Genomic DNA, 20,453 nt, shown 5'->3' on the forward strand with positions numbered 1-20,453 from the left:
GCCACCACCGGCATGCCCGGGGTGGCGGTTTTTCGTTTATGCGAAACCCCGCGTTGCAGGGGTGTCAGCGGCATTCGCTTGCTGCAATGATGATGTCTGACTGACACTCGCAAGGCGCTCATTATTGATCGCCCTTGAGATGGACGGCCCTTGAGGTCGATCGCCCATGACGAAAGAGGAGACAGCTATGTCGGAGAATGCACAGCGGTTGAGCGGCAAGGTGGCGGTAGTCAGTGGGTCTTCACGCGGGATCGGCGCCGGGATCGCGCAGCGCCTGGCGGCGGACGGCGCTCACGTCATCGTCAACTATCGCAGCGACAGTGATGGCGCCTTGCAGGTCGTGACGGATATCGAGTCGCGGGGCGGCAAGGCGATCGCCGTTCAGGCCGATGTCGGTGTCAGCAGCGACGCGGCACAATTGTTCACCGAAGCCCAGCGCGTGTACGGCGGCGTGGATATCCTGGTCAACAATGCCGGCATGAGCATCTACAAGCCCATCGCCGATTTCACGGATGACGACTTCGCCAACCTGATGCAGGCCAATCTGACCGGTTCCTTCAATCTGATGCGTGAGGCGGCGCGGCATCTGCGTGATGGCGGGCGCGTGATCAACATGTCCACCTCGGTGACGCGGCAGATGTTCGCGACCTACGGGCCCTATGCGGCTTCCAAGGCCGCAGTGGACCAGCTGACGCGGGTGCTGGCCAAGGAAGTCGGCGAGCGAGGCATCACGGTCAATGCCGTGGCACCGGGCCCGACGGACACCGGCCTGTTTCGTCACGGCAAGAGTGAAGAGACCATCGAGCGCCTCAAGGGCATGGCGGCGCTGGGGCGCATTGCGGACCCGCAGGATGTCGCAGCCGTCGTGGCCTGGCTTGCCAGCGAAGATGCCGGCTGGGTGAGTGGCCAGGTCATCGGTGCCAATGGCGGCTTTGCCTGAGGTCACCGAGGTGGGTTTTGCCTAACACCGCCCATGTTTGCGGCTATGCTGTTGTCAGGATGAGGTTTGTTCAGACATTGGCATGAGGGGCTGGTATGAAGGTGACAGCTAGCGAAGTCCACGGCGATATCTCGCCGCAGGGCGTGATCCCGGCTCCCGATGGTTTGCGCGTGGGCTATCCCGGGCACCTTGGGGGTTACTCGCGCGAGTGCGCGCTCAAGCTCTATGCCAACGACGCCCAGCTCAAGGCTTACGCAGGCATCGATGAGGTCATCAGGGCGCTGGCGGAAGGCGAGATCGATACCGCCGTGGTGCCCTGGTCGCGTGGGCATCAGCGTCCGGTGCGCACCACGCATCAGGCGCTGGCCTTCTGGACGGGCATCTGCGTCGAGCGGCGCGTCTTCCGAGCCATCAGTCTCAGTCTGCTCGGGCCGCCCGGGGCTTCGCCGTCGGCGGTGAGGCGTATCGTGGCACGGGAGGCCCTGTTCGAAGAGTGCGATGCCTGGCTGCAGCAGAACCTGCCGGAGGTCGAGCGGGTGGAGTGTCTGCACATGGCGGATGCGCTGGACATGGCAGAGAGTCGCAGCGATACGCTGGCCATCGCGCCGCCATCGCTGGCGCGTCGCCCGGGGCTTGTGTGCCTCGCCCAGCGCATCGAGGATGACCCCGGCCGTGTGGCGCAATTCGCGGTGCTGAGGCGTGATCACTCGCGGGTGCGCGGCCAGTGCTTTTCCTGTGATGCCACGGTGGATGAAGGGCCGGGCAACGCCGTGCTGTCCGGTACCAGCGAGCCCACCGGGTGAGGGTCGCCGCTCGGCCCTGAGTTCCGTTATGCTGAAGGCCATTCGTCATCAGAGGCCTTTTGTATGGTGTCTTCCGACCAGCGCTCATCCGCACCCTCCGTATCCCCTACATCAGAGACGCAGGACGCCGCGACTTCATCCGATGTCGCGGCGTCCTGCGTGGTGCAACGCATTCCTGCCACTCCCGCCGAGTGGAAGACCCCCGGCGAGCTTGATGCCCGCCTGCCGGTGCGGCCGGCCGTGGTGCCGGTCTCGCTGCCGACGGCCGGGCTGATCATCGTCGATGAGATCAACGGCTTCTGTCAGGTCGCAGGCGGTGCGCTGGCGCCTCAGACGCCCAATGCCCAGGTCAGCAGGATGATTGCCCTCAGCGATGCTCTGGCGCGAACCTTCAGTGAGCGCAAGCGTCCCTTGCTGGCCTTCATTGATTCTCATGCGCCGGGCAAGCCGGAGCCGCCTTATCCCGCCCATTGTGAGCAGGGCAGCGGCGAGGATGAGCTGGTGGCGGAACTTGCCTGGCTGGAGGAGGAGCCGCAGGCCACGCTGGTGCGCAAGGACTGCATCAATGGCTATGTCGGCGCGATTGATCCCCATACCCAGGTCAATGCGCTGCAGGAGTGGGTGAGCGACGAAGGGCTGGAAACCTTGGTCGTGGTAGGCATCTGCACCGATATCTGCGTGATGGATCTGGTATTGACGTTGCTGTCGGCGCGCAATCACGGCCTGCTGGGCAAGGTGCGTGACATCGTGGTGCTGGAGCCCGGCTGTGCCACCTACGATCTGCCGGCCGAAGTGGTTGAGCAGCTGGGGCTCCCCGATACGGCGACGCATCCCCAGGCAGACAGTCATCACATCGGACTTTACTGCATGGCGGCGCGTGGTGCGGTGATCGCCAGTCAGCTTGAGCTGACTTCTTGAGCAGATGTCGTGAGCTGCTGTCATGGATTGAGCTGCGTCTCTCGTAGCGTCGCCGGAGAGAGGGGTAGACGATTAGAGAGTAATTGAAGAGAGAGGAAGAGCAGGGGTGGTGGCAGGAAGGCAGCAATTTCGCCACCTGCCGCGCAGGCAATACTGCTCGTCTGCGCAAAAGGTAGTTTGATTACAACATCTGGCCATGAAAACGCCGCCTCTCTTGCGAGCAGGCGGCGTTTTCATGGGGCGACAGCCAGCGTCATTCAGGCGCGGGTGCTGACCCAGTCGTTGGCGTCGGGCACGGCGACTTCGACTTCCTCGGAGATCAACTTCGAGTGGAAGAGGAAGTCCGCGCTGGCCGCATTGCTGGCGACCGGCACGTTCCACAATGCCGCCAGGCGCAGCAGCGCCTTGACGTCAGGATCATGCGGCATCGGCGCGAACGGGTCCCACAGGAAGACCAGCAGGTCCAGATTGCCTTCGGCGATGCGCGCGCCGATCTGCTGATCACCGCCCAGCGGGCCGCTCAGCAGGCTCTCGACCTCGAGGCCCAGCTCCTTGCTGATGCGGCGGGCAGTCGTGCCCGTGCCCAGCAGCTGGTGGCGGGACAGCTCATCGCGCCAGCGATTGGCCCACGCCAGCATTTCATCCTTCTTGCCATCGTGCGCCACCAGCGCAATGCGCTTGCGTGCTGGCAGGGTGCGCCGTGCCTGGCGCTTGGGTCGTTGTTCGCTCATTCCCTGACCTCCTGAGGATGGGGCAATGTCGCTGGCCTCCCGCCTCGAAAGGCCCGGGGCGGGAGGCCAGCGAGGCCGATCAGTCGATGGTGCTGCCGACAGTGACGATCTTCATGGTGTTGGTGCCGCCATGTGCGTTCATCTGGTCGCCACGGGTCAGGATCACCAGGTCACCGCGAGTCGCGATGCCACGGGCTTCCAGCTCCGCGATGGCGCGACGATTGATTTCCGCCGCCGGCAATTCGCTGGAATCGAAGGGCAGTGACACCACACCGCGGTAGAGGGCCATGCGACGCTGGGTCTTCTGGTCCTGCGCCAGGCCGACGATGGGCAGACCGGAGCGGATGCGCGAGGCGATCAGCGGGGTATAGCCGGATTCCGTCATGCACACGATGGCCACGACACCGGTCAGGTGGTTGGCGGCATACATCGCGGACAGCGCGATGGTCTCATCGGTCTTGCTGAAGCCTTCGTGGATGCGGTGCTGGGATTCCTGCGCGGCACGCTCACGTTCGGCGCCCAGGCAGACGCGATCCATGGTCTCGATGGTCTCGACCGGGAAGTCGCCGGCGGCGGTCTCGGCCGACAGCATCACGGCGTCGGTGCCGTCGAGCACGGCATTGGCGACGTCGAAGACTTCGGCGCGGGTCGGCAGCGGCGCGCTGATCATGGATTCCATCATCTGGGTGGCCGTGATGACCACGCGGTTGAGGCTGCGCGCGCGGCGGATCATGCGCTTCTGCACGCCGATCAGCTGAGCATCGCCAATCTCGACGCCCAGATCGCCACGCGCCACCATCACGCCTTCACTGGCGAGGATGATGCCATCCAGCACGGCGTCGTCGGCCACGGCTTCGGCGCGTTCGACCTTGGCGATCAGGCCGATGTCACGACCTTCCTCGCCCAGCAGTTCACGGGCCAGCTGCATGTCGGCGCCGCTGCGCGGGAAGGACACGGCCAGATAGTCGACGCCGATATCGATGGCGGTCTTCAGGTCAGCCTTGTCCTTGTCGGTCAGGGCTTCGGCAGACAGGCCGCCGCCTTGCTTGTTGATGCCCTTGTTGTTGGACAGCTTGCCGCCGACCTTGACGGTGGTGTGGATCTCGTTGCCCTTGAGCTCATTGACCTCAAGTACCACACGGCCATCGTCGAGCAGCAGCACGTCGCCCGCGACCACGTCATCGGCCAGTTCCTGGTAGTCACAGCCGACACGCTCGACGGTACCTTCATCACGGCCCAGGCCGATATCGAGGATGAACGGCTGGCCTTCGCTCAGCTTGACGGCGGTATCCTTGAAGCGCGCGATGCGGATCTTCGGACCCTGCAGGTCGCCCAGTACGGCGACGCTGCGGCCCTGTGCGGCGGCAGCCTGACGTACGGCCTCGGCGCGCATGCGGTGATCTTCGGGGCTACCGTGGGAGAAGTTGAGGCGTACCACATCGACTCCGGCACGAATCATCGCGTCGAGCACACCCGGCTTGTCACTGGCAGGGCCGAGAGTGGCGACAATCTTGGTGCGGCGGATCGGGCCGTTGAACGCGTGCGGCATGAAAGCATACTCCTTGAACACTGGCGTGATGGACTGGCTGAAAACGCAAACCAGGTTGTTGTCATTTTACTACATTGAAGGCTGAAAGGGAGCCTGTCGAGTATCGTCGGCTGTCGTTGTTCATTCTCGTGATCACGATCGGGACTGCAAGGGGTGACGTGAAGTATGCCGAGCGATTGTTGCGAATACGTTGTCGCGGGTACGCGGACGTCTGCTGGGGCGTGAGGGTATGCCGCGCTACGCCATGCGGGCGCGGCCCGTCATTTCGACGCCTGACGGCCAGGCGTCGCATGTTCTCTGCGGCAACGTCGTGGTGACCGCCCCGTCACGCCAATGTCCGCCGGCTGGCTTTCACTGACAGCCATTCCAGTGCTACCTATATAGTGGCAATACCCTGCTGAGCGAAATTTCCGCTCATCGGCCCAGCGCAGACCGTGCACCGGCCCCGTGTATCGGGCCCGTTGACCGCTGCCATGCGCTGATGACCTATGCTCAAACCCGGCTCGGATGCCGGATTGCCACGACCACATGCCTGACGGCTGTCGATGTCATTCGGCGCAAGCCGCATGCTGACATGGCGGGTGGCAGGGCATGTCTCGAGGCTGGCGCAGAGGCGACCTGTCGAGCCGCCCTGTCGAGGCGTCAGTCTCAACATTGCTGGTCAGCGCTGAAATGCTGGGGTAGGGTAGGCGCATTTTTCGGCTGGGACAAAACCCAGCGCGACGAGTCATTCGCCGGCGCAATCAGCGCCGGCCAGGAGATGCGAGCAACCATGGGCAAGTCACTGGTGATCGTCGAGTCGCCCGCCAAGGCCAAGACCATCAACAAGTATCTCGGCAACGACTTCGTGGTGAAGTCGAGTGTCGGGCACATCCGCGACCTGCCGACCAGCGGTAGCGGCAAGCAGGCCACCGACCCCAAGGAACGTGCCCGTCAGGCGGCGGAGACTCGCAAGATGTCGCCCGAGGTCAAGGCGGCTCACAAGGCGCAGAAGGCCAAGACCCAGTTGATCCGCCGCATGGGGGTCGACCCGGAGAATGGCTGGGAGGCGCATTACGAGATCCTGCCCGGCAAGGAAAAGGTCGTTTCCGAGCTGACGCGTCTGGCCGAGAAAGCCGACACCATCTATCTCGCGACGGATCTGGACCGCGAAGGTGAGGCGATCGCCTGGCACCTGCGCGAGACCATCGGTGGCGACGATTCGCGTTACAAGCGCGTAGTGTTCAACGAGATCACCAAGAAGGCGATCACGGCGGCCTTCGATGAGCCGGGCGAGCTGAAGATGGACCGCGTGCATGCCCAGCAGGCACGCCGCTATCTGGATCGCGTCGTCGGCTTCATGGTCTCGCCGCTGCTGTGGGCCAAGGTCGCTCGTGGCCTGTCCGCCGGGCGTGTGCAGTCGGTTGCCGTGCGTCTGATCGTCGAGCGTGAGCGCGAGATCCGCGCCTTCATCCCCGAAGAGTTCTGGGATGTCCACGCTGAGCTGGCCGCCGCCAGTGGTGAAGCGATCCGTTTCGAGCTGGCGCGTCAGGATGGCAAGGCCTTCCGTCCGACCAGCGAGAAGGAGACGATGGACCGCATCGCGGCGCTGCGCACGGCCAAGCTCGCGATCACCAATCGTGAAGACAAGCCGACGCGCTCCAAGCCGAACGCGCCGTTCATCACCTCGACCCTGCAGCAGGCGGCCAGTGGTCGTCTCGGCTTCTCGGTCAAGAAGACCATGATGATGGCCCAGCGTCTCTACGAGGCGGGTTACATCACCTACATGCGTACCGACTCGACCAATCTGTCGGCGGACGCGGTCGCCACGGCGCGCGACTTCATCAGCGAAGAATACGGCAGCAACTACCTGCCGGAAGCGGCCAACGTCTACTCCAGCAAGGAAGGCGCCCAGGAAGCGCACGAAGCGATTCGTCCTTCCGAAGTGTCGCGCCGCGCCACCGATCTCGCCGGCATGGAGCGTGACGCCGAGCGTCTGTATGAGCTGATCTGGCGTCAGTTCGTCGCCTGTCAGATGCTGCCGGCCGAATACCTGTCCTCCACGCTGACCATCGAAGTGGATGGCTACGAGCTGCGCGCCAAGGGCCGTGTGCTCAAGTTCGACGGCTACACGCGTGTCATGAAGCCGATGGGCAAGAAGGAAGAGGACCAGTCGCTTCCGGACCTCGCCATCGGCGAGAAGCTGGACCTGGTCGAGCTGCAGCCGCTGCAGCACTTCACCAAGCCCACGGCGCGTTACACCGAGGCCAGCCTGGTCAAGGAGCTGGAGAAGCGCGGTATCGGTCGTCCGTCCACCTATGCCGCCATCATCTCCACCATCCAGGACCGTGGCTACGTGGCGCTGGAAAACCGTCGCTTCTATGCCGAGAAGCTGGGCGACATCGTTACCGATCGCCTCAGCGAGTCCTTCAAGGACCTGATGGACTTCGGCTTCACGGCGCGCATGGAAGACTATCTCGATGAGGTGGCCAATGGCGGGCGCAACTGGCGCGAGCTGCTGGACACCTTCTACGCCGAGTTCAAGGCCGAGCTGGACCACGCCCAGTCCGAAGAGGGCATGCGTCCCAACCAGCCGGTGCCGACGGACATCGCCTGCCCGACCTGTGGCCGTGAGATGCAGATTCGTACCGCCTCTACCGGGGTCTTCCTGGGCTGTTCCGGCTACAACCTGCCACCCAAGGAGCGCTGCAAGACCACCATCGATCTGCTGCCGGGCGATGAAGCCGTGGCGGCCGATGCCGGTGAAGATGCCGAGACGGATGCGCTGCGCGCCAAGCGTCGCTGCCCGATCTGCGCCACCGCGATGGACAGCTACCTGATCGATGAGCAGCGCAAGCTGCACGTCTGCGGCAATAGCCCGGACTGTGTCGGCCACGAGGTCGAGGAAGGTCAGTTCCGCATCAAGGGCTACGATGGCCCGGTGATCGAGTGCGACAAGTGCGGCTCCGACATGCAGCTCAAGACCGGGCGTTTCGGCAAGTACTTCGGCTGCACCAACGAGAATTGCAAGAACACCCGCAAGCTGCTCAAGTCCGGTGAAGTGGCGCCGCCGAAGATGGACCCGATTCCGATGCCGGAACTTGCCTGCGTCAAGGTCGAGGACCACTACGTGCTGCGCGATGGCGCCAGTGGCCTGTTCCTGGCGGCCAGTCAGTTCCCCAAGAATCGCGAGACGCGTCCGCCGCTGGTCAAGGAGCTCAAGGCGCATGCCGACGAGCTGCCGGAGAAGTATCACTTCATTCTCGAGGCCCCGGATCAGGACCCGGACGGACGTCCGGCGCAGATTCGCTTCTCGCGCAAGGTCAAGGCTCAGTACGTCATGACCGATGAGGAAGGCAAGGCGACCGGTTGGAAGGCGACCTACGACAACGGCCGCTGGGTCGTCGAGGACAAGCGCAAGGGAGCCAAGAGCTGATGAGCCAGCGTGCCCGTACCAATCAGCTGCTGTATCAGGCCGAGTTGCTGCTGGCCCAGTCAGCAGCCTCTGGCGACGATGAGCATGCCGTGGCGCGTCGCATGGCCGGTGAAGAGGGCGCGCTCGCCCTGCTGGAGCTGGCGCTGGCGTCATTGCTGGAAGAATGTGCCGTGACGGCGCGCTGGCCGCAGGGTAGCTGGCGCGAGCGCCTGGCGTCGCCGCCGACGCCCATCGCCGAGGTCGAGCAGCTGCGCAGCCTGCTGGAGCGCCCCGACAGCTGGTTGTCTGAGCTGGTCGCGGATGTGACCCGCCTGCATGAAGAGGGCGGCGTCGCTCGCCGCGAGGAATCGCGTTCGCGTGGTGATGGTCTGATCATCGCGGCAGCCTCGCGCGCCTCGCTGGCCGAGCGTCTCAGCGCCGCCATCACGGCATTCAAGGCGCTGCTGCCGCAGCTGCGCGAGTCGAGTGTCGAGTGGTAGGTCAAGGCGTTGATCTGGTGCTGCACGCTGGTGATGACTGGCGCATGGCAATCGGGTGACGTTTCGCCTTCACGGGTGCTAGACTGATCGCATTGTGGCAAGCCCTGCATTCTCCGGTACGACCATGGCTCTGGCTGTGGTCGTACTTTTTTCTGCGTCGCTGATGGCAACGCGGTGCCGGGCTTGCCAGCCGTCGCGCTGACGATTACAACGACGCCGGTATCTCGCGAGATGCCGTGCAGGAGGAATGACGTGTCCGATCCCGCCGTACTTGAAATTGTGCAAATGGAAGATGGTGAAGTGATTCTGCGCGCCGCGGAAAGCGAAGGTGAGCCGCTGCTCAGCATTCGCATTTCGGACGAGGCCGCCGATCTGCTGCGTGACAATCGTTTCGAGGTCGCGCGTGAGATGATCGACCACGCCATCACCCGGACTCGCCTCTGGGATGGCGAAGAAGACGAGGACGAGCAGTCAGAAGGCATCGTGCACTGATTCATCGCTCGCGCTTCGCGCACAAAAAAACCCGCCTCGAGGCGGGTTTTTTTGTGCAATGCGTGCGGCTTTTCTGTTGCTCAGAGCTCTGCGAGAAAGGTGCTGCTGGGCATAGCTCGTTGCTCAAAGCGCTGCTGGTCAAAGCCTCAGTGCAGGCCGCCATCGCGGATGACGCCCACCCCGAGACCTTCGATCTCCAGGCTGTCCGTGCGCAGGTCGACCTTGATCGGCGAGAAGTCCTCGTTCTCGGCTTCCAGCCACACGTAGTGCCCGTCACGGCGGAAGCGCTTGACGGTGACCTCATCCCCCAGACGTGCCACCACGATCTGGCCGTCACGCACGCTGGTGGTGCGGTGCACGGCCAACAGGTCGCCTTCCAGAATCCCCACGTCCTTCATCGACACGCCGCGCACACGCAGCAGGTAGTCGGCAGCCGGCGAGAAGTAGTCGCTCGGTAGCGGACAATGACGGTCGATATGCTCGCTGGCAAGAATCGGGCTGCCGGCGGCCACTTCCCCGATCACCGGCAGGCCATCGTTGGCGCTGTCGTCGACGTCAGCCAGCGACGGCACGCGAATGCCGCGTGAGGTGCCCGGCACCATCTCGATGGCGCCCTTGCGCTTGAGGGCACGCAGATGCTCCTCGGCGGCATTCGGCGAGCGGAAGCCCAGCGCCTGGGCGATTTCGGCCCGCGTCGGCGGGTAGCCAGAGGACTTGATGGTCTTGATGATGAAGTCGAAGACATCCTGCTGGCGCGGAGTAAGCGGCTGGGTCATGGCATTGCCTTTGGCCTGGGCGGCATCTTGAGCTGACGGCACGGGGTGTGCATCCATACAACTGTCATTGTATCCAGTCATGGCGGTCATGCAAGGCATCGTGGCTTGCGTGGTGGCCTCAAAGGGCAGGTAGTCGCCGGGATATCGCTGTCTGGCGACTTTTCCTGCCGATATCCGAGGCATTCTTTCTTGAAGGGAATGTCTGGAGGTGAATGCCTAGAGATGAATGCCTGGAGATGAATGCCTGGAGATGAATGCCTGGAGATGAATGCCTGGAGATGAATGCCTGGAGATGAACCCGGCCTGGCTCTGGCGGGGTGGTCAGTCACCGAGCATGACGAGCCCTTGAATCGGCTCGGTCAGCGTTGAGGGAATATCAGGCTTGGCTAAACCTCTGGCGTTTGAAACGCGAGAGAATTGTCAGTCATGGCATGGCGCGCTAGAATCAAGGTGTTTCAAACGAATGTTCGCCGATGGCGGTGCTCACGGGTGCCATGATCGAACGCGCCTTGCGGTGAACCTGCACCACCTCATGAGAGAGTCGCCGCGCGGGGCTTGCGCCGTGACCTACGACTCCAGTCCTTTTCTACCTGACAAGGGTTCCGCCCATGGCCCAGACCGATACCGTTACCCGCATCCTCGATACTGCCGAGGTGCTGTTCGCCGAGCGCGGCTTCGCCGAGACCTCACTGCGCAACATCACCAGCAAGGCCAAGGTCAATCTGGCGGCGGTGAACTACCACTTCGGCTCCAAGAAATCGCTGATCCAGGCGGTCTTCGCGCGCTATCTCGACCCTTTCAGTGAGCGTTTCCACGCGGCACTCGACAGCGTCGAGCAGCAATACGCCGGGCGTCAGGTGCCGCTGGAGGTCCTGCTGGAGGTGATGGCGCGTACCGTGCTGGAGGTGCCGGCCGAGCGCAACAGCCTGCGTACCTTCATGCGCCTGCTCGGGCTGGCCTATACCCAGGGGCAGGGCCACATGCGACGCTATATCCGCGAGCATTACGGCACGGTCTTCAGCCGCTTCGCCGAGCTTCTGAAGCTGGCGACGCCTAATCTGCCGGACAACGAGCGCTTCTGGCGTCTGCACTTCATGCTCGGCAGCGTGATCTTCACCTTCTCGGGCCTGGATGCGCTGCGCGATATCGAGGAGGCCGAGTACGGCCATCACACCACGGTGCGCGAGCTGATCCAGCACATGCGTCCGGTGGTGGTCGCGGCAATGGCAGCGCCGCTGCCGGCCTCGCTCGGGGATGGTGAGGCGGTCACCCAGGCGGCCAGCTGATGGCCTGCTGGGTAGCGGTGGACCTCTCGCGCCAGAGCCTTGAGATACGTAGTGACGCGCCGAGTGGCAGTCGTGATACGCCGCCCCCCGCGGCTGACCCTGACGCGCTGGTGCACGCCTGCGCGATCTCCAGCGGCCTCAACGGTATCGGCGAGCTCGACGGCAGCGGTTGCACGCCAACCGGCTGGCATGTGATTCGTGCCGCCATCGGGGCGGGCAATCCGTGTGGCGCCGTCTATCGCGGCCGGCGCTTCACGGGCGAGGTGTTCACGCCCGAGCTTGCCTTAGAGCATCCTGAGCGTGACTGGATCCTGACGCGCATTCTGTGGCTCAGCGGCCGCGAGCCCGGCGTCAATCGTGGTCGCAATGCCCGCGGCGAGCGGGTCGATAGCCTGCGTCGCTACATCTATTTTCATGGCACGCCCAGCACGGAGCCCATGGGGGTAGTGGCGTCCCACGGCTGCATTCGCTTGCGTGATGACGACCTGCTGCGACTCTTTGCCGAGGCTGTGCCCGGCACTCCGGTGCTGCTGCATGCCTGAAGGCGTTGGTATCCGAGTCTGATACCCTCCATGAGCTGTCACAGGAATCTGCGTGACAGCCCCTTGCCGGGGCGCAGCTGGCCGCGACTGTTCGATGGGGGTTCAGTCGGCTAGAATTGCGCCTTTCCTCGCGCTGGCAGCCTGATTCATCACGTTTCTTCCAGGCTGCCGAGCCCCGTACAAGACATGAAGTCCTGGCGGTCGTGATTCCTCTCTTCACGGGACATCACTGCCGCAGGCCATGGACAGGAAGGATGACATGACACAGCCACTGGGCTCCGTAATGGTCGATGTTGCGGGGCTGACCCTCGCCCGCGACGAACGTGAACTGCTGGCACGCCCTGCCGTCGGGGGCGTCATCCTGTTTGCGCGCAACTGCGCCTCTCCCGAGCAGGTGCTGGAGCTGAGCCGCGAGATTCGCAGCGTCAATCCCCACCTGCTGATCGCCATCGATCAGGAAGGCGGGCGCGTCCAGCGTCTGCGCGAGGGCGTGACACGCCTGCCATCGATGCGCAGCCTGGCACAGTGCTGTCTCGGGCGTGACTGTGATGGTTGCGGCGAAGACGCCCAGGCCGTGGGTCTGGGGCTGGCGCGCGATGCCGGCTGGTTGCTGGGCATGGAAATGGCAGCCATCGGCTGTGATATCACCTTTGCGCCGGTACTCGATATCGATGTGGCGGGCTCGACCATCATTGGCGATCGCAGCTTCGGCGCCACGCCGGAAGACGTCATCGCGGTGGGCGGCGCCTTCATCGACGGGCTGCAGGAAGCGGGCATGTCCGCCGTCGGCAAGCACTACCCGGGGCATGGTGGCATCTCGGCAGATACCCATCTGGAGCGCGTGGTCGATCCGCGGCCGTTCCGCGAGCTGCGCGAGCATGACCTCAAGCCCTTCGCGGCCCTCGCCGAGCGTCTGGGCGGCGTGATGCCGGCGCATGTGATCTATCCGGATTTCGATGCACGCCCCGCGGGCTTCTCGCCCAGCTGGTTGGGCCTGCTGCGCGAAGAGTTCGGCTTCAAGGGCGCCATCTTCTCCGATGACCTCGGCATGGCGGCGGCCGTCGCGGAAGGCGGCCCGGCAGAGCGTGCGCGCCTGGCGCTGGACGCCGGCTGTGACATGGCGCTGGTCTGCAATGACCCGGTTGCCGCGCGCGAAGTGCTCGACAGCCTCGATGACGATGAGCAGCGCCACCGTGGCAAGCGCCAGGCGCGGCTGCGCTATGCGCGAGCTCGCCCGACGCTTGATGGTCTGGTGGGGCTGGCGCGCTGGCGGCGCACCCACGCGCGCCTCGAATCGATGGCGGCCAGTCAGGCATCACAGCAGGCTGCCATGCCCTCGGGCACGCTAGGCGCTGCCGAGGCGTCTGACGCACGGTCGGCCTCTGAGTCCGGTAGCGCGCAATAATCAGGCACGCGGTGCCTCTTTCGAGTCGAAGACTGGCAAGGAATCCCCATGGCTGAGCAATCCGCCACCGAGGCTGCTGCCGACAAGCTGGCAGCGCCTGCCGAAGAGATGATCAATCAATGGGTCGAGCCGCTGCGCCACTGGGTCGAGCAGACCTTTGGTCTGCCGCTGTGGGGCATCAATCTCGCTCTGCTGCTGCTGGCGGTGCTGTTGCTGCACCTCATCGAGCGAGTGGTGCTCAGCCGCCTGGCGACGCATGCCGAGAAGAGTCGCAACCTGTGGGATGACGCCCTGGTGCATGGCCTGCGTCATCCCTTGTCATTCTGGCTCTACAGCATGGGGGTGTTGCTGGCGCTCGGCATCATCGCCGGCCAGTTCAGCCTCGGCGGGGCCGAGAAGTACCTGGGCACGGCGCGCCAGATCGTGACCCTGCTGGCACTAGCCTGGGCGTTGATCCGCATGGTCAAGCGCTTCGAGGCGCTGCGCACCATGCCGCCGCCCGGCACCAACGTCAACGCGATGGATGCCACCACGGCCTCGGCGATCAGCAAGCTGCTGCGGGCGGTCGTGGTCGTGCTGGTGGGGCTGGCCATCCTGCAGAATCTCGGCGTCTCGCTGTCCGGGGTGCTGGCCTTCGGGGGTGTCGGCGGTATCGCGGTCGGCTTTGCGGCGCGGGATCTGCTGGCCAACTTCTTCGGTGCCCTGATGATCCATCTCGATCGGCCCTTCAAGGTCGGCGACTGGATCCGCTCACCGGACCGCGAGATCGAGGGCACCGTCGAGGATATCGGTTGGCGCCTGACGCGCATCCGCACCTTCGACATGCGGCCCCTCTACGTGCCGAACGCCATCTTCACCAGCATCTCGGTGGAGAATCCGTCGCGCATGTACAATCGCCGCATCTTCGAGACCGTGGGGCTGCGCTATGAGGATGCCGCCCAGGTCGGCCCCATCGTTGCTGCGGTACGCGAGATGCTGGAAGGCCATGACGAGATCGACCAGACGCGCACCCAGATCGTGAACTTCACCACCTACGGTGAGCATTCGCTGAACTTCTTCGTCTATGTCTTCACGCGCACCACCGACTGGGTGAAGTACCACGCGATCAAGCAGGATGTCCTGCTCAGGGTGCACGACATCATCCGTGAGCATGATGCCCAGGTGGCGCTGCCTGGCCAGCGTCTGCATTTTGCCGATGTACTGTCCCTCGAAGGACGCCACCATGAACACGACGCCGAGGCTGAGAATGCCGCGGCGTCATCAGACACGCAGACGCGCGGGTCCCGCCGCCGTTCTGATTCAACCGCCGCTGCTACATCCTCCTCTGCGCCCGTCCGGCGTGGAGATGAGGCCAGTGACACCCAGGAAACTCCCGATGCTGACTCCGACGCCTGAGACCCTCACCGCCCTGCATGACGAAATGCGTGAGGTGATGGACAACGCCGATTGCCTGATCCCGCAAGCTGACCTTGAAGTGGCACTCGACCGCATGGCCGTTGAGCTGACGGAACGCCTCGGCGATCGCATGCCGATCTTCTATTGCGTGATGAACGGCGGCCTGATCACCGCCGGCCAGCTGCTGACCCGCCTCGACTTCCCGCTGGAAGTCGATTATCTGCACGCCACTCGCTACCGTGGCGCGATGCGCGGCGGCGAGCTGTTCTGGCGCGTCAACCCGGAGCTGCCGATGGCCGGTCGCGACGTGGTGATCGTCGATGACATCCTCGATGAGGGTGGCACCCTGGCCGCGATCCTCGAGTACTGCCGTGAAGCCGGTGCGCGCAGCGTGTCCAGCTGTGTGCTGGTCGACAAGAAGCATGACCGCAAGGCCTACCCGGGCTTCAAGGCCGATTTCTGTGGTCTCGACGTCGAAGACCGCTTCCTGTTCGGCTTCGGCATGGACTACAAGGGCTACTGGCGTAACGCGCCGGGCATCTACGCGCCCAAGGGCCTGTAAGATTTGCTGGATGGCAGCCGCCATCCCGCGATATGACACTCGTTCACCACCCGCCCGGGCAACCGCGGCGGGTGGTGTCGTTTTCGGGGCCTTTTCTGTTCTCCTGGCGCAGAGCGTGACGATTGTGCTTGTCGTCGCCGGTTGGCTCGGAGTAGCGTTCGCTGAGGATCGGAGTGTCCGGTCCCGAGAGATTCCTGCACATGGGTGGCAAGGAGGCGGGCGATGCTGGCGGTGATCGGTGGGACGGGGTTCGGCAGTTGGGCAGGCATGGAAGTGCTCAGGCGCGGCGGGCAGGAAACGCCCCTGGGGGCGGCCTCCTGTGGCGTCGTGGAAGGGCGACTGAATGGTCAGTCGCTGCTGTTTCTGGCCCGTCATGGCCAACCGCACAAGGTGCCGCCGCATCGCATCAACTATCGCGCCAATCTGTGGGCGCTCAAGCAGGCGGGCGCGACCCATGTGGTGGGAGTCAACTGTGTGTCCGGCATCGACCCGACGCTGGCCCCGGGCACGCTGGTGGTGCCGGACCAGCTGATCGATTACACCACCGGCCGCGAGGGTTCGTTCTTCGATGGGCGTTTCAAGCCATTCCAGCATGTGTCGTTCGCCTGGCCGTATCATCGGGTCTGGCGTGAGGAGCTGCATGCGGCGGCCGCCGAGGCGGGGCTGCCCCTCACGGCCGGCGGGGTGCTGGGCGTGGTGCAGGGGCCGCGGCTGGAGACGGCCGCCGAGATCCGCCTGATGGCGCGTGATGGCAATACGCTGGTCGGCATGACGGGCATGCCCGAGGCCGTGCTGGCCCGCGAGCTCGAGATGGAATACGCAAGCCTGTGTCTGGTGATCAGCCATGCCGCAGGCGTCGGCGAAGAGGAGCCGACCCGCGCGGGCACGGAATCCGTGATCGAGGCCGGCATGCCCAGGGTGCAGCGCTTGTTGGCGACGCTGTTGGCACGCCGTGCCTGAGCTGCCTGACCTCAGGAGGAGAGTGGGGGAGGCTGTGGTTGTAGGTAGGCGGTGGTGTAGGGAGGGCGTGTAGAGGGTGTAGAGGGTGTAGAGGGTATGCCCGCACGAAAAAACGGCCTGCATCCGCGATGCAGGCCGTTTTCATTTTTCGTTCAAGCTCACGCTCACGCTCAAGTTCATGCCCAAGTTCGAACCCAGGCGCCTGGCAGCGCAGGGCGCGTCAGGCCGCCTTGGTCTTGGCGTTGAGCAGGTCCAGCAAGGTCTCGCAGAAGCTAAAGCGCGCCTCGGCGTCGTCCATGTCGGTGGCGAAACGCAGCGTGTCGGCACCTTCCAGCTTGTAGACATCCGACTGGCGCTGGATCAGGTTGACCAGCGTCAGCGGATCGACCGGCGTCTGGGCGCCGAAGATGATGCGACCACGTCCGGCGCCGGCCTCCAGCTTGATGATGCCCAGCGCCTGGGCGCGCTGGCGCAGCTGGGTCTGGCGGAACAGCGTCTTGACCGGCTCCGGCAGTAGGCCGAAGCGGTCGATCATCTCGACCTGCAGTTCGCGCAGGTCGCTTGCGTTCTCGGCGTTGCTGATGCGCTTGTACATCATCAGGCGCTGCTGAACGTCGTGCAGATAATCGGCCGGAATCAGTGCCGGCAGATTCAGGCTGACCTCGACGCCTTCATCCAGCGGCGACTCGATATTGGGCGTCTTGCCCGCCTTGATGGCCTTCACGGCGCGATCGAGCATCTCCATGTACAGCGAGTAGCCGATGGTTTCCATCTGGCCGGACTGCTCGTCACCCAACAGCTCACCCGCGCCGCGGATCTCCATGTCATGGGAGGCCAGCGTGAAGCCGGCACCGAGGTCCTGGGATTCGCTGATCGCTTCCAGGCGCTTGACCGCATCGCGGGTCATCGCCTTGGGGTGCGGGGTCAGCAGGTAGGCGTAGGCCTGGTGATGCGAGCGCCCGACGCGGCCACGCAGCTGGTGCAGCTGAGCCAGACCGAACTTGTCGGCGCGCTCGATGATGATGGTGTTGGCGCTCGGGATGTCGATGCCGGTCTCGATGATGGTCGAGCACACCAGCACGTTGAAGCGCTTGTGATAGAAGTCCGACATGCGCCGCTCCAGGCTGCGCTCCGGCAGCTGGCCGTGGGCGACGCCGACATTGGCCTCCGGCACCAGCTCCGCGATGCGCGCGGCGCTCTCCTCGATGGTCTTGACCTCATTGTGCAGCACGTAGACCTGCCCGCCGCGCAGCAGCTCGCGCAGGATGGCTTCCTTGACCACGCCGTCGTTGCGCTGCTGGACGAAGGTCTTCACCGACAGGCGGCGCGCCGGTGGCGTGGCGATGATGGACAGGTCGCGGATGCCGCTCATCGCCATGTTCAGCGTGCGCGGAATCGGCGTGGCGGTCAGGGTCAGGATGTCGATCTCGGCGCGCAGGCTCTTGAGGCGCTCCTTCTGGGAGACGCCGAAGCGGTGCTCCTCATCGATGATCAGCAGCCCCATGTTGGGCAGCTCCAGCGATTTGGAGAGCAGCTTGTGAGTGCCGATCACGATATCGGCCTGGCCGTTCCTGATGCGCTCGAGCGAGGCTTCCTGGCCCTTGCCGCTGGTGAAGCGCGACAGCAGGGCGATCTCCACCGCGGTGTCGGCGAAGCGATCGCGGAAGTTGTCGTAGTGCTGCTGGGCGAGCAGGGTGGTGGGCACCAGCACCACCACCTGACGGCCGGAGTTGACGGCGAGGAAGGCGGCGCGCATCGCGACTTCCGTCTTGCCGAAGCCGACATCGCCACATACCACGCGGTCCATCGGCTGGGGCGCGCACATGTCCTGGATCACCGCGCCGATGGTCTGCGCCTGGTCCGGGGTTTCCTCGAAGGGGAAGCTGGCCGCGAAGCGTGCGTAGTCCTCGGCGGGGAAGTCGCAGGCATGGCCGACACGCGCCTCGCGGCGTGCATAGACATCCAGCAGCTCGGCGGCGGTATCGCGGATCTTCTCGGCGGCCTTGCGCTTGGCCTTCTCCCATTGCTCGGAGCCCAGCTTGTGCAGCGGCGCCAGCTCGTCACTGGCCCCGGAATAGCGCGAGATCAGGTGCAGGCTGTCCACCGGCACGTAGAGCTTGGCGCCATCGGCGTATTCGAGCGCGAGGAACTCGGCCTCCTGCCCCCCGGCGTTGATGGTCTCCAGCCCCAGATAGCGGCCGACGCCGTGGGTGTGGTGCACCACCGGCGCGCCTTCACGCAACTCCGAGAGGTGGCGCACGGCCAGCTCGTTGTCATCGGTGGCGCGCGCCTGGCGGCGGCTCTGACGTACCACTTCGCCGTAGAGCTCGGTCTCGGTGATGACCACCAGCCCCTTGTGGCTGTCGCTGTCATCGCTGGACAGGGCATCTTCTGCCTGTGCGCTGGCCACCCAGGTGCCATGCGTCAGGCCACCGACGGTCAGGCCGACGGCGGCTGGGCTATCCACGAAGTGCTCGAAGCTTGCGAAGTCATCCAGGCTGCGCAGCCCGAAGCCGCGCAGCAGCGGGGTGAGCTGCTCCTCGACGACTTCGCGGCGGCCCTGGGTCTCGGCGACGAACAGCACACGCTGGGCATGTTCGCCGTTCAGGCGCTGCTTGAGGAAGCTGGCCAGGGCCTGGGTCGGGTCGGCGCTGCGCGCATCGATGGCCAGGCTCGGCAGCGTCTGATGGCCGAATTCGATGGCGTGGGCATTGGGCTCACGTACCAGCTCGATGCGCTCATGCTGTTTGATCAGGCCCAGCAGCTCATTGACCGGCACGAAGGCGCGGTGTGGTGGCAGCAGCGGGCGTGTCGGGTCGACGCCCAGATTGGCGTAGCGGGTGGTGATGGCGTCCCAGTGGCTCTCGGCCGCTTCGCGCACGCCGGGCAGCATGGCGATGCGCAGCTCGTCGCCCATATGATCAAAGAGCGTCGCGGTCTCGTCGAAGAACAGCGGCAGGTACTGCTCGAGCCCCGGCGAGGGAATGCCCTTGATGGCGTCGTTGTAGAGAATGCACTGGCGCGGGTCGACATCGAACAGCGTCTCGAAGCCCTCGCGGAAGCAGGCGATGGCGCCACGCGTCAGCGGGTATTCATGTGCGGGCAGAATCTCGATCGCCTCGACCTTGTCGCCACTGCGCTGGGTGTCAGGGTCGAAGGCACGCAGGGTGTCGATCTCGTCATCGAACAGGTCGATGCGCAGCGGCTGCTCGCTGCCCATGGGGAACAGGTCGATCAATGCGCCGCGCAGAGCGTATTCGCCCGGCTCGTAGACCGTCTCCACCGCGCGGTAACCGGCTCGCGACAGGCGTGAGCGGAAGTCTTCGCGATTGAGTATGTCGCCCTTGGCGAGACTGAAGACCTGGCCTGCGATGTAATCCACCGGCGCGAGGCGCTGCATCAGGGTGTTGACCGGCACCGGCACGATGGCGCGGCGGCTGGTCTGCAGGGTGCGCAGGGTGCGCAGACGCTCCGAGACGATGTCCTGGTGCGGCGAGAAGCTGTCGTAGGGCAGCGTTTCCCAATCGGGGAAGGGCAGCAGGCGCTCGGGATGGCGCGTATAGAAGCGCAGGTCGGCTTCCAGGCGCTGGGCGCTGGCGGTGTCCGGGGTGATGACCATCAGCGGCGCTTCATCGGCATCGGCCAGGCGCGCCAGCGCCAGCGCCGCGGCGCTGGGGTCATTGAGCATCCAGAAGGTGGTTTCGCGGCGCGAGCGCGGCAACGGGGGCGTCAGCGGAGTCTCGAACATGGGCTCTGGTGTCTTGTGTCCTGGGCTTGGGCGCAACGCCTTGCGGCGTTCACGGCACGGGATGACGTCACGGGCAGGGCCCGAGTGAATAAGGTGCTGGGTCAGTCGCTCACGATGAGCGGCCCACGCATGCAGATGACGCTGAGCGACTCATGGGCGCAAGGCAGTCTCTCGGGTGCACGGCACATTGGTGAGCGCGCGGCACATTCAATAGCGCGCAGAATACTCATGAGCGCGACAAGGCAGACGCGATGCCTTGGCTTGCCAGGCGCGCTTCAACGCAAGCTGTCGCAGCGCAAGGGGCTGCAACGTCAGTCGCCGCCATGAAAGGAGTCGCGCTTGATCATAGCAAGTCAGTCGCTATATGGGGGCAAGTGATGTGCTTTTCAGCACCGTGGACACAGATGGCCGAGCGCGGGATGGGGGAAACGCTTTTGTAGTCAAATCGTTGA

The 20,453-nt window shown here is 64.6% G+C and carries 16 protein-coding genes; 12 read left to right on the plus strand and 4 right to left on the minus strand.

Going from position 1 to position 20,453, the window contains the following annotated elements; translation table 11 throughout:
• Positions 1–187: 187 nt before the first annotated feature.
• The 3 genes from H2O77_RS04205 to H2O77_RS04215 all read left to right on the plus strand — a co-directional run bounded on the left by H2O77_RS04205 (position 188) and on the right by H2O77_RS04215 (position 2,661).
• Positions 188–940 carry an SDR family oxidoreductase gene (locus tag H2O77_RS04205; RefSeq protein WP_240548708.1) on the plus strand — a complete coding sequence of 251 codons (753 nt, stop codon included), beginning with the start codon at positions 188–190 and terminating at the stop codon, positions 938–940.
• Positions 941–1,035: 95 nt separating this feature from the next.
• Positions 1,036–1,743, plus strand: a complete 708-nt coding sequence (locus H2O77_RS04210) for a prephenate dehydratase domain-containing protein (protein WP_215823978.1) — start codon at positions 1,036–1,038, stop codon at positions 1,741–1,743.
• 63 nt (positions 1,744–1,806) lie between these two features.
• Positions 1,807–2,661, plus strand: a complete 855-nt coding sequence (locus H2O77_RS04215) for an isochorismatase family protein (protein WP_215823979.1) — start codon at positions 1,807–1,809, stop codon at positions 2,659–2,661.
• 257 nt (positions 2,662–2,918) lie between these two features.
• Here the strand turns inward: H2O77_RS04215 and H2O77_RS04220 are convergent, their stop codons facing one another.
• Together H2O77_RS04220 and pyk are read right to left on the minus strand one after the other, a co-directional pair.
• Positions 2,919–3,392: a methylglyoxal synthase gene (locus H2O77_RS04220; RefSeq protein ID WP_043331935.1), complete on the minus strand. Its 474-nt coding sequence runs from the start codon at positions 3,390–3,392 to the stop codon at positions 2,919–2,921.
• Between the two features lie 79 nt (positions 3,393–3,471).
• Complete coding sequence (pyk, locus tag H2O77_RS04225) at positions 3,472–4,941, minus strand: pyruvate kinase (protein ID WP_043331933.1); 1,470 nt, start codon at positions 4,939–4,941, stop codon at positions 3,472–3,474.
• 772 nt (positions 4,942–5,713) lie between these two features.
• Here pyk and topA point away from each other — a divergent pair.
• The 3 genes from topA (at position 5,714) to H2O77_RS04240 (ending at position 9,327) form a co-directional block, all read left to right on the plus strand.
• The gene (gene topA / locus H2O77_RS04230) at positions 5,714–8,356 is read left to right on the plus strand and encodes a type I DNA topoisomerase (RefSeq protein ID WP_107335351.1); all 2,643 of its coding nucleotides are present in this window, start codon (positions 5,714–5,716) and stop codon (positions 8,354–8,356) included.
• A complete protein-coding gene (locus H2O77_RS04235) occupies positions 8,356–8,835 on the plus strand; it encodes a DUF6586 family protein (protein WP_215823980.1) in 480 nt (159 codons plus the stop codon). The genes topA and H2O77_RS04235 overlap by 1 nt, the downstream gene beginning before the upstream one ends.
• A gap of 252 nt (positions 8,836–9,087) precedes the next feature.
• The gene (locus tag H2O77_RS04240) at positions 9,088–9,327 is read left to right on the plus strand and encodes a hypothetical protein (protein WP_052384340.1); all 240 of its coding nucleotides are present in this window, start codon (positions 9,088–9,090) and stop codon (positions 9,325–9,327) included.
• A 146-nt stretch (positions 9,328–9,473) separates the two neighbouring features.
• On the opposite strand, the gene lexA is transcribed toward H2O77_RS04240, so the two are convergent.
• On the minus strand, positions 9,474–10,103 hold the full coding sequence (lexA, locus tag H2O77_RS04245) for a transcriptional repressor LexA (RefSeq protein WP_166019261.1): 630 nt from the start codon (positions 10,101–10,103) through the stop codon (positions 9,474–9,476).
• Between the two features lie 608 nt (positions 10,104–10,711).
• Between lexA and H2O77_RS04250 the strand changes: the two genes are divergently transcribed.
• The 6 genes from H2O77_RS04250 to H2O77_RS04275 all read left to right on the plus strand — a co-directional run bounded on the left by H2O77_RS04250 (position 10,712) and on the right by H2O77_RS04275 (position 16,253).
• Positions 10,712–11,389, plus strand: coding sequence for a TetR/AcrR family transcriptional regulator (locus H2O77_RS04250; protein WP_215823981.1), 678 nt, complete (start codon positions 10,712–10,714; stop codon positions 11,387–11,389).
• Positions 11,389–11,931, plus strand: a complete 543-nt coding sequence (locus H2O77_RS04255; RefSeq protein WP_215823982.1) for a L,D-transpeptidase — start codon at positions 11,389–11,391, stop codon at positions 11,929–11,931. The genes H2O77_RS04250 and H2O77_RS04255 overlap by 1 nt, the downstream gene beginning before the upstream one ends.
• 259 nt (positions 11,932–12,190) lie before the next feature.
• Positions 12,191–13,336 (plus strand): beta-N-acetylhexosaminidase, encoded by a 1,146-nt coding sequence (gene nagZ, locus H2O77_RS04260; RefSeq protein ID WP_215823983.1) that lies wholly within the window; start codon positions 12,191–12,193, stop codon positions 13,334–13,336.
• A 48-nt stretch (positions 13,337–13,384) separates the two neighbouring features.
• Entirely contained in the window at positions 13,385–14,731 is a 1,347-nt protein-coding gene (locus H2O77_RS04265) for a mechanosensitive ion channel family protein (RefSeq protein ID WP_240548709.1), read from the plus strand.
• A complete protein-coding gene (locus H2O77_RS04270; protein WP_043331927.1) occupies positions 14,712–15,293 on the plus strand; it encodes a hypoxanthine-guanine phosphoribosyltransferase in 582 nt (193 codons plus the stop codon). The genes H2O77_RS04265 and H2O77_RS04270 overlap by 20 nt, the downstream gene beginning before the upstream one ends.
• A gap of 222 nt (positions 15,294–15,515) precedes the next feature.
• Positions 15,516–16,253 (plus strand): S-methyl-5'-thioinosine phosphorylase, encoded by a 738-nt coding sequence (locus H2O77_RS04275; RefSeq protein WP_054555021.1) that lies wholly within the window; start codon positions 15,516–15,518, stop codon positions 16,251–16,253.
• A 220-nt stretch (positions 16,254–16,473) separates the two neighbouring features.
• On the opposite strand, the gene mfd is transcribed toward H2O77_RS04275, so the two are convergent.
• Positions 16,474–20,001 carry a transcription-repair coupling factor gene (gene mfd / locus H2O77_RS04280; RefSeq protein WP_215823984.1) on the minus strand — a complete coding sequence of 1,176 codons (3,528 nt, stop codon included), beginning with the start codon at positions 19,999–20,001 and terminating at the stop codon, positions 16,474–16,476.
• Between the last annotated feature and the right edge of the window lie 452 nt (positions 20,002–20,453).

Source organism: Cobetia sp. 4B, from assembly GCF_018831605.1.
Classification (GTDB): Bacteria; Pseudomonadota; Gammaproteobacteria; order Pseudomonadales; family Halomonadaceae; genus Cobetia; species Cobetia amphilecti.

Excerpts from the sequence above, each read along its gene's own strand:
- H2O77_RS04250 (WP_215823981.1), top strand. The coding sequence starts at position 10,712 with ATGGCCCAGACCGATACCGTTACCCGCATCCTCGATACTGCCGAGGTG.
- H2O77_RS04275 (WP_054555021.1), top strand. The coding sequence starts at position 15,516 with ATGCTGGCGGTGATCGGTGGGACGGGGTTCGGCAGTTGGGCAGGCATG.
- topA (WP_107335351.1), top strand. The coding sequence starts at position 5,714 with ATGGGCAAGTCACTGGTGATCGTCGAGTCGCCCGCCAAGGCCAAGACC.
- H2O77_RS04270 (WP_043331927.1), top strand. The coding sequence starts at position 14,712 with ATGCTGACTCCGACGCCTGAGACCCTCACCGCCCTGCATGACGAAATG.
- H2O77_RS04255 (WP_215823982.1), top strand. The coding sequence starts at position 11,389 with ATGGCCTGCTGGGTAGCGGTGGACCTCTCGCGCCAGAGCCTTGAGATA.
- H2O77_RS04210 (WP_215823978.1), top strand. The coding sequence starts at position 1,036 with ATGAAGGTGACAGCTAGCGAAGTCCACGGCGATATCTCGCCGCAGGGC.
- lexA (WP_166019261.1), bottom strand. The coding sequence starts at position 10,103 with ATGACCCAGCCGCTTACTCCGCGCCAGCAGGATGTCTTCGACTTCATC.
- mfd (WP_215823984.1), bottom strand. The coding sequence starts at position 20,001 with ATGTTCGAGACTCCGCTGACGCCCCCGTTGCCGCGCTCGCGCCGCGAA.
- H2O77_RS04235 (WP_215823980.1), top strand. The coding sequence starts at position 8,356 with ATGAGCCAGCGTGCCCGTACCAATCAGCTGCTGTATCAGGCCGAGTTG.
- H2O77_RS04215 (WP_215823979.1), top strand. The coding sequence starts at position 1,807 with ATGGTGTCTTCCGACCAGCGCTCATCCGCACCCTCCGTATCCCCTACA.
- H2O77_RS04265 (WP_240548709.1), top strand. The coding sequence starts at position 13,385 with ATGGCTGAGCAATCCGCCACCGAGGCTGCTGCCGACAAGCTGGCAGCG.
- pyk (WP_043331933.1), bottom strand. The coding sequence starts at position 4,941 with ATGCCGCACGCGTTCAACGGCCCGATCCGCCGCACCAAGATTGTCGCC.
- H2O77_RS04220 (WP_043331935.1), bottom strand. The coding sequence starts at position 3,392 with ATGAGCGAACAACGACCCAAGCGCCAGGCACGGCGCACCCTGCCAGCA.
- nagZ (WP_215823983.1), top strand. The coding sequence starts at position 12,191 with ATGACACAGCCACTGGGCTCCGTAATGGTCGATGTTGCGGGGCTGACC.
- H2O77_RS04205 (WP_240548708.1), top strand. The coding sequence starts at position 188 with ATGTCGGAGAATGCACAGCGGTTGAGCGGCAAGGTGGCGGTAGTCAGT.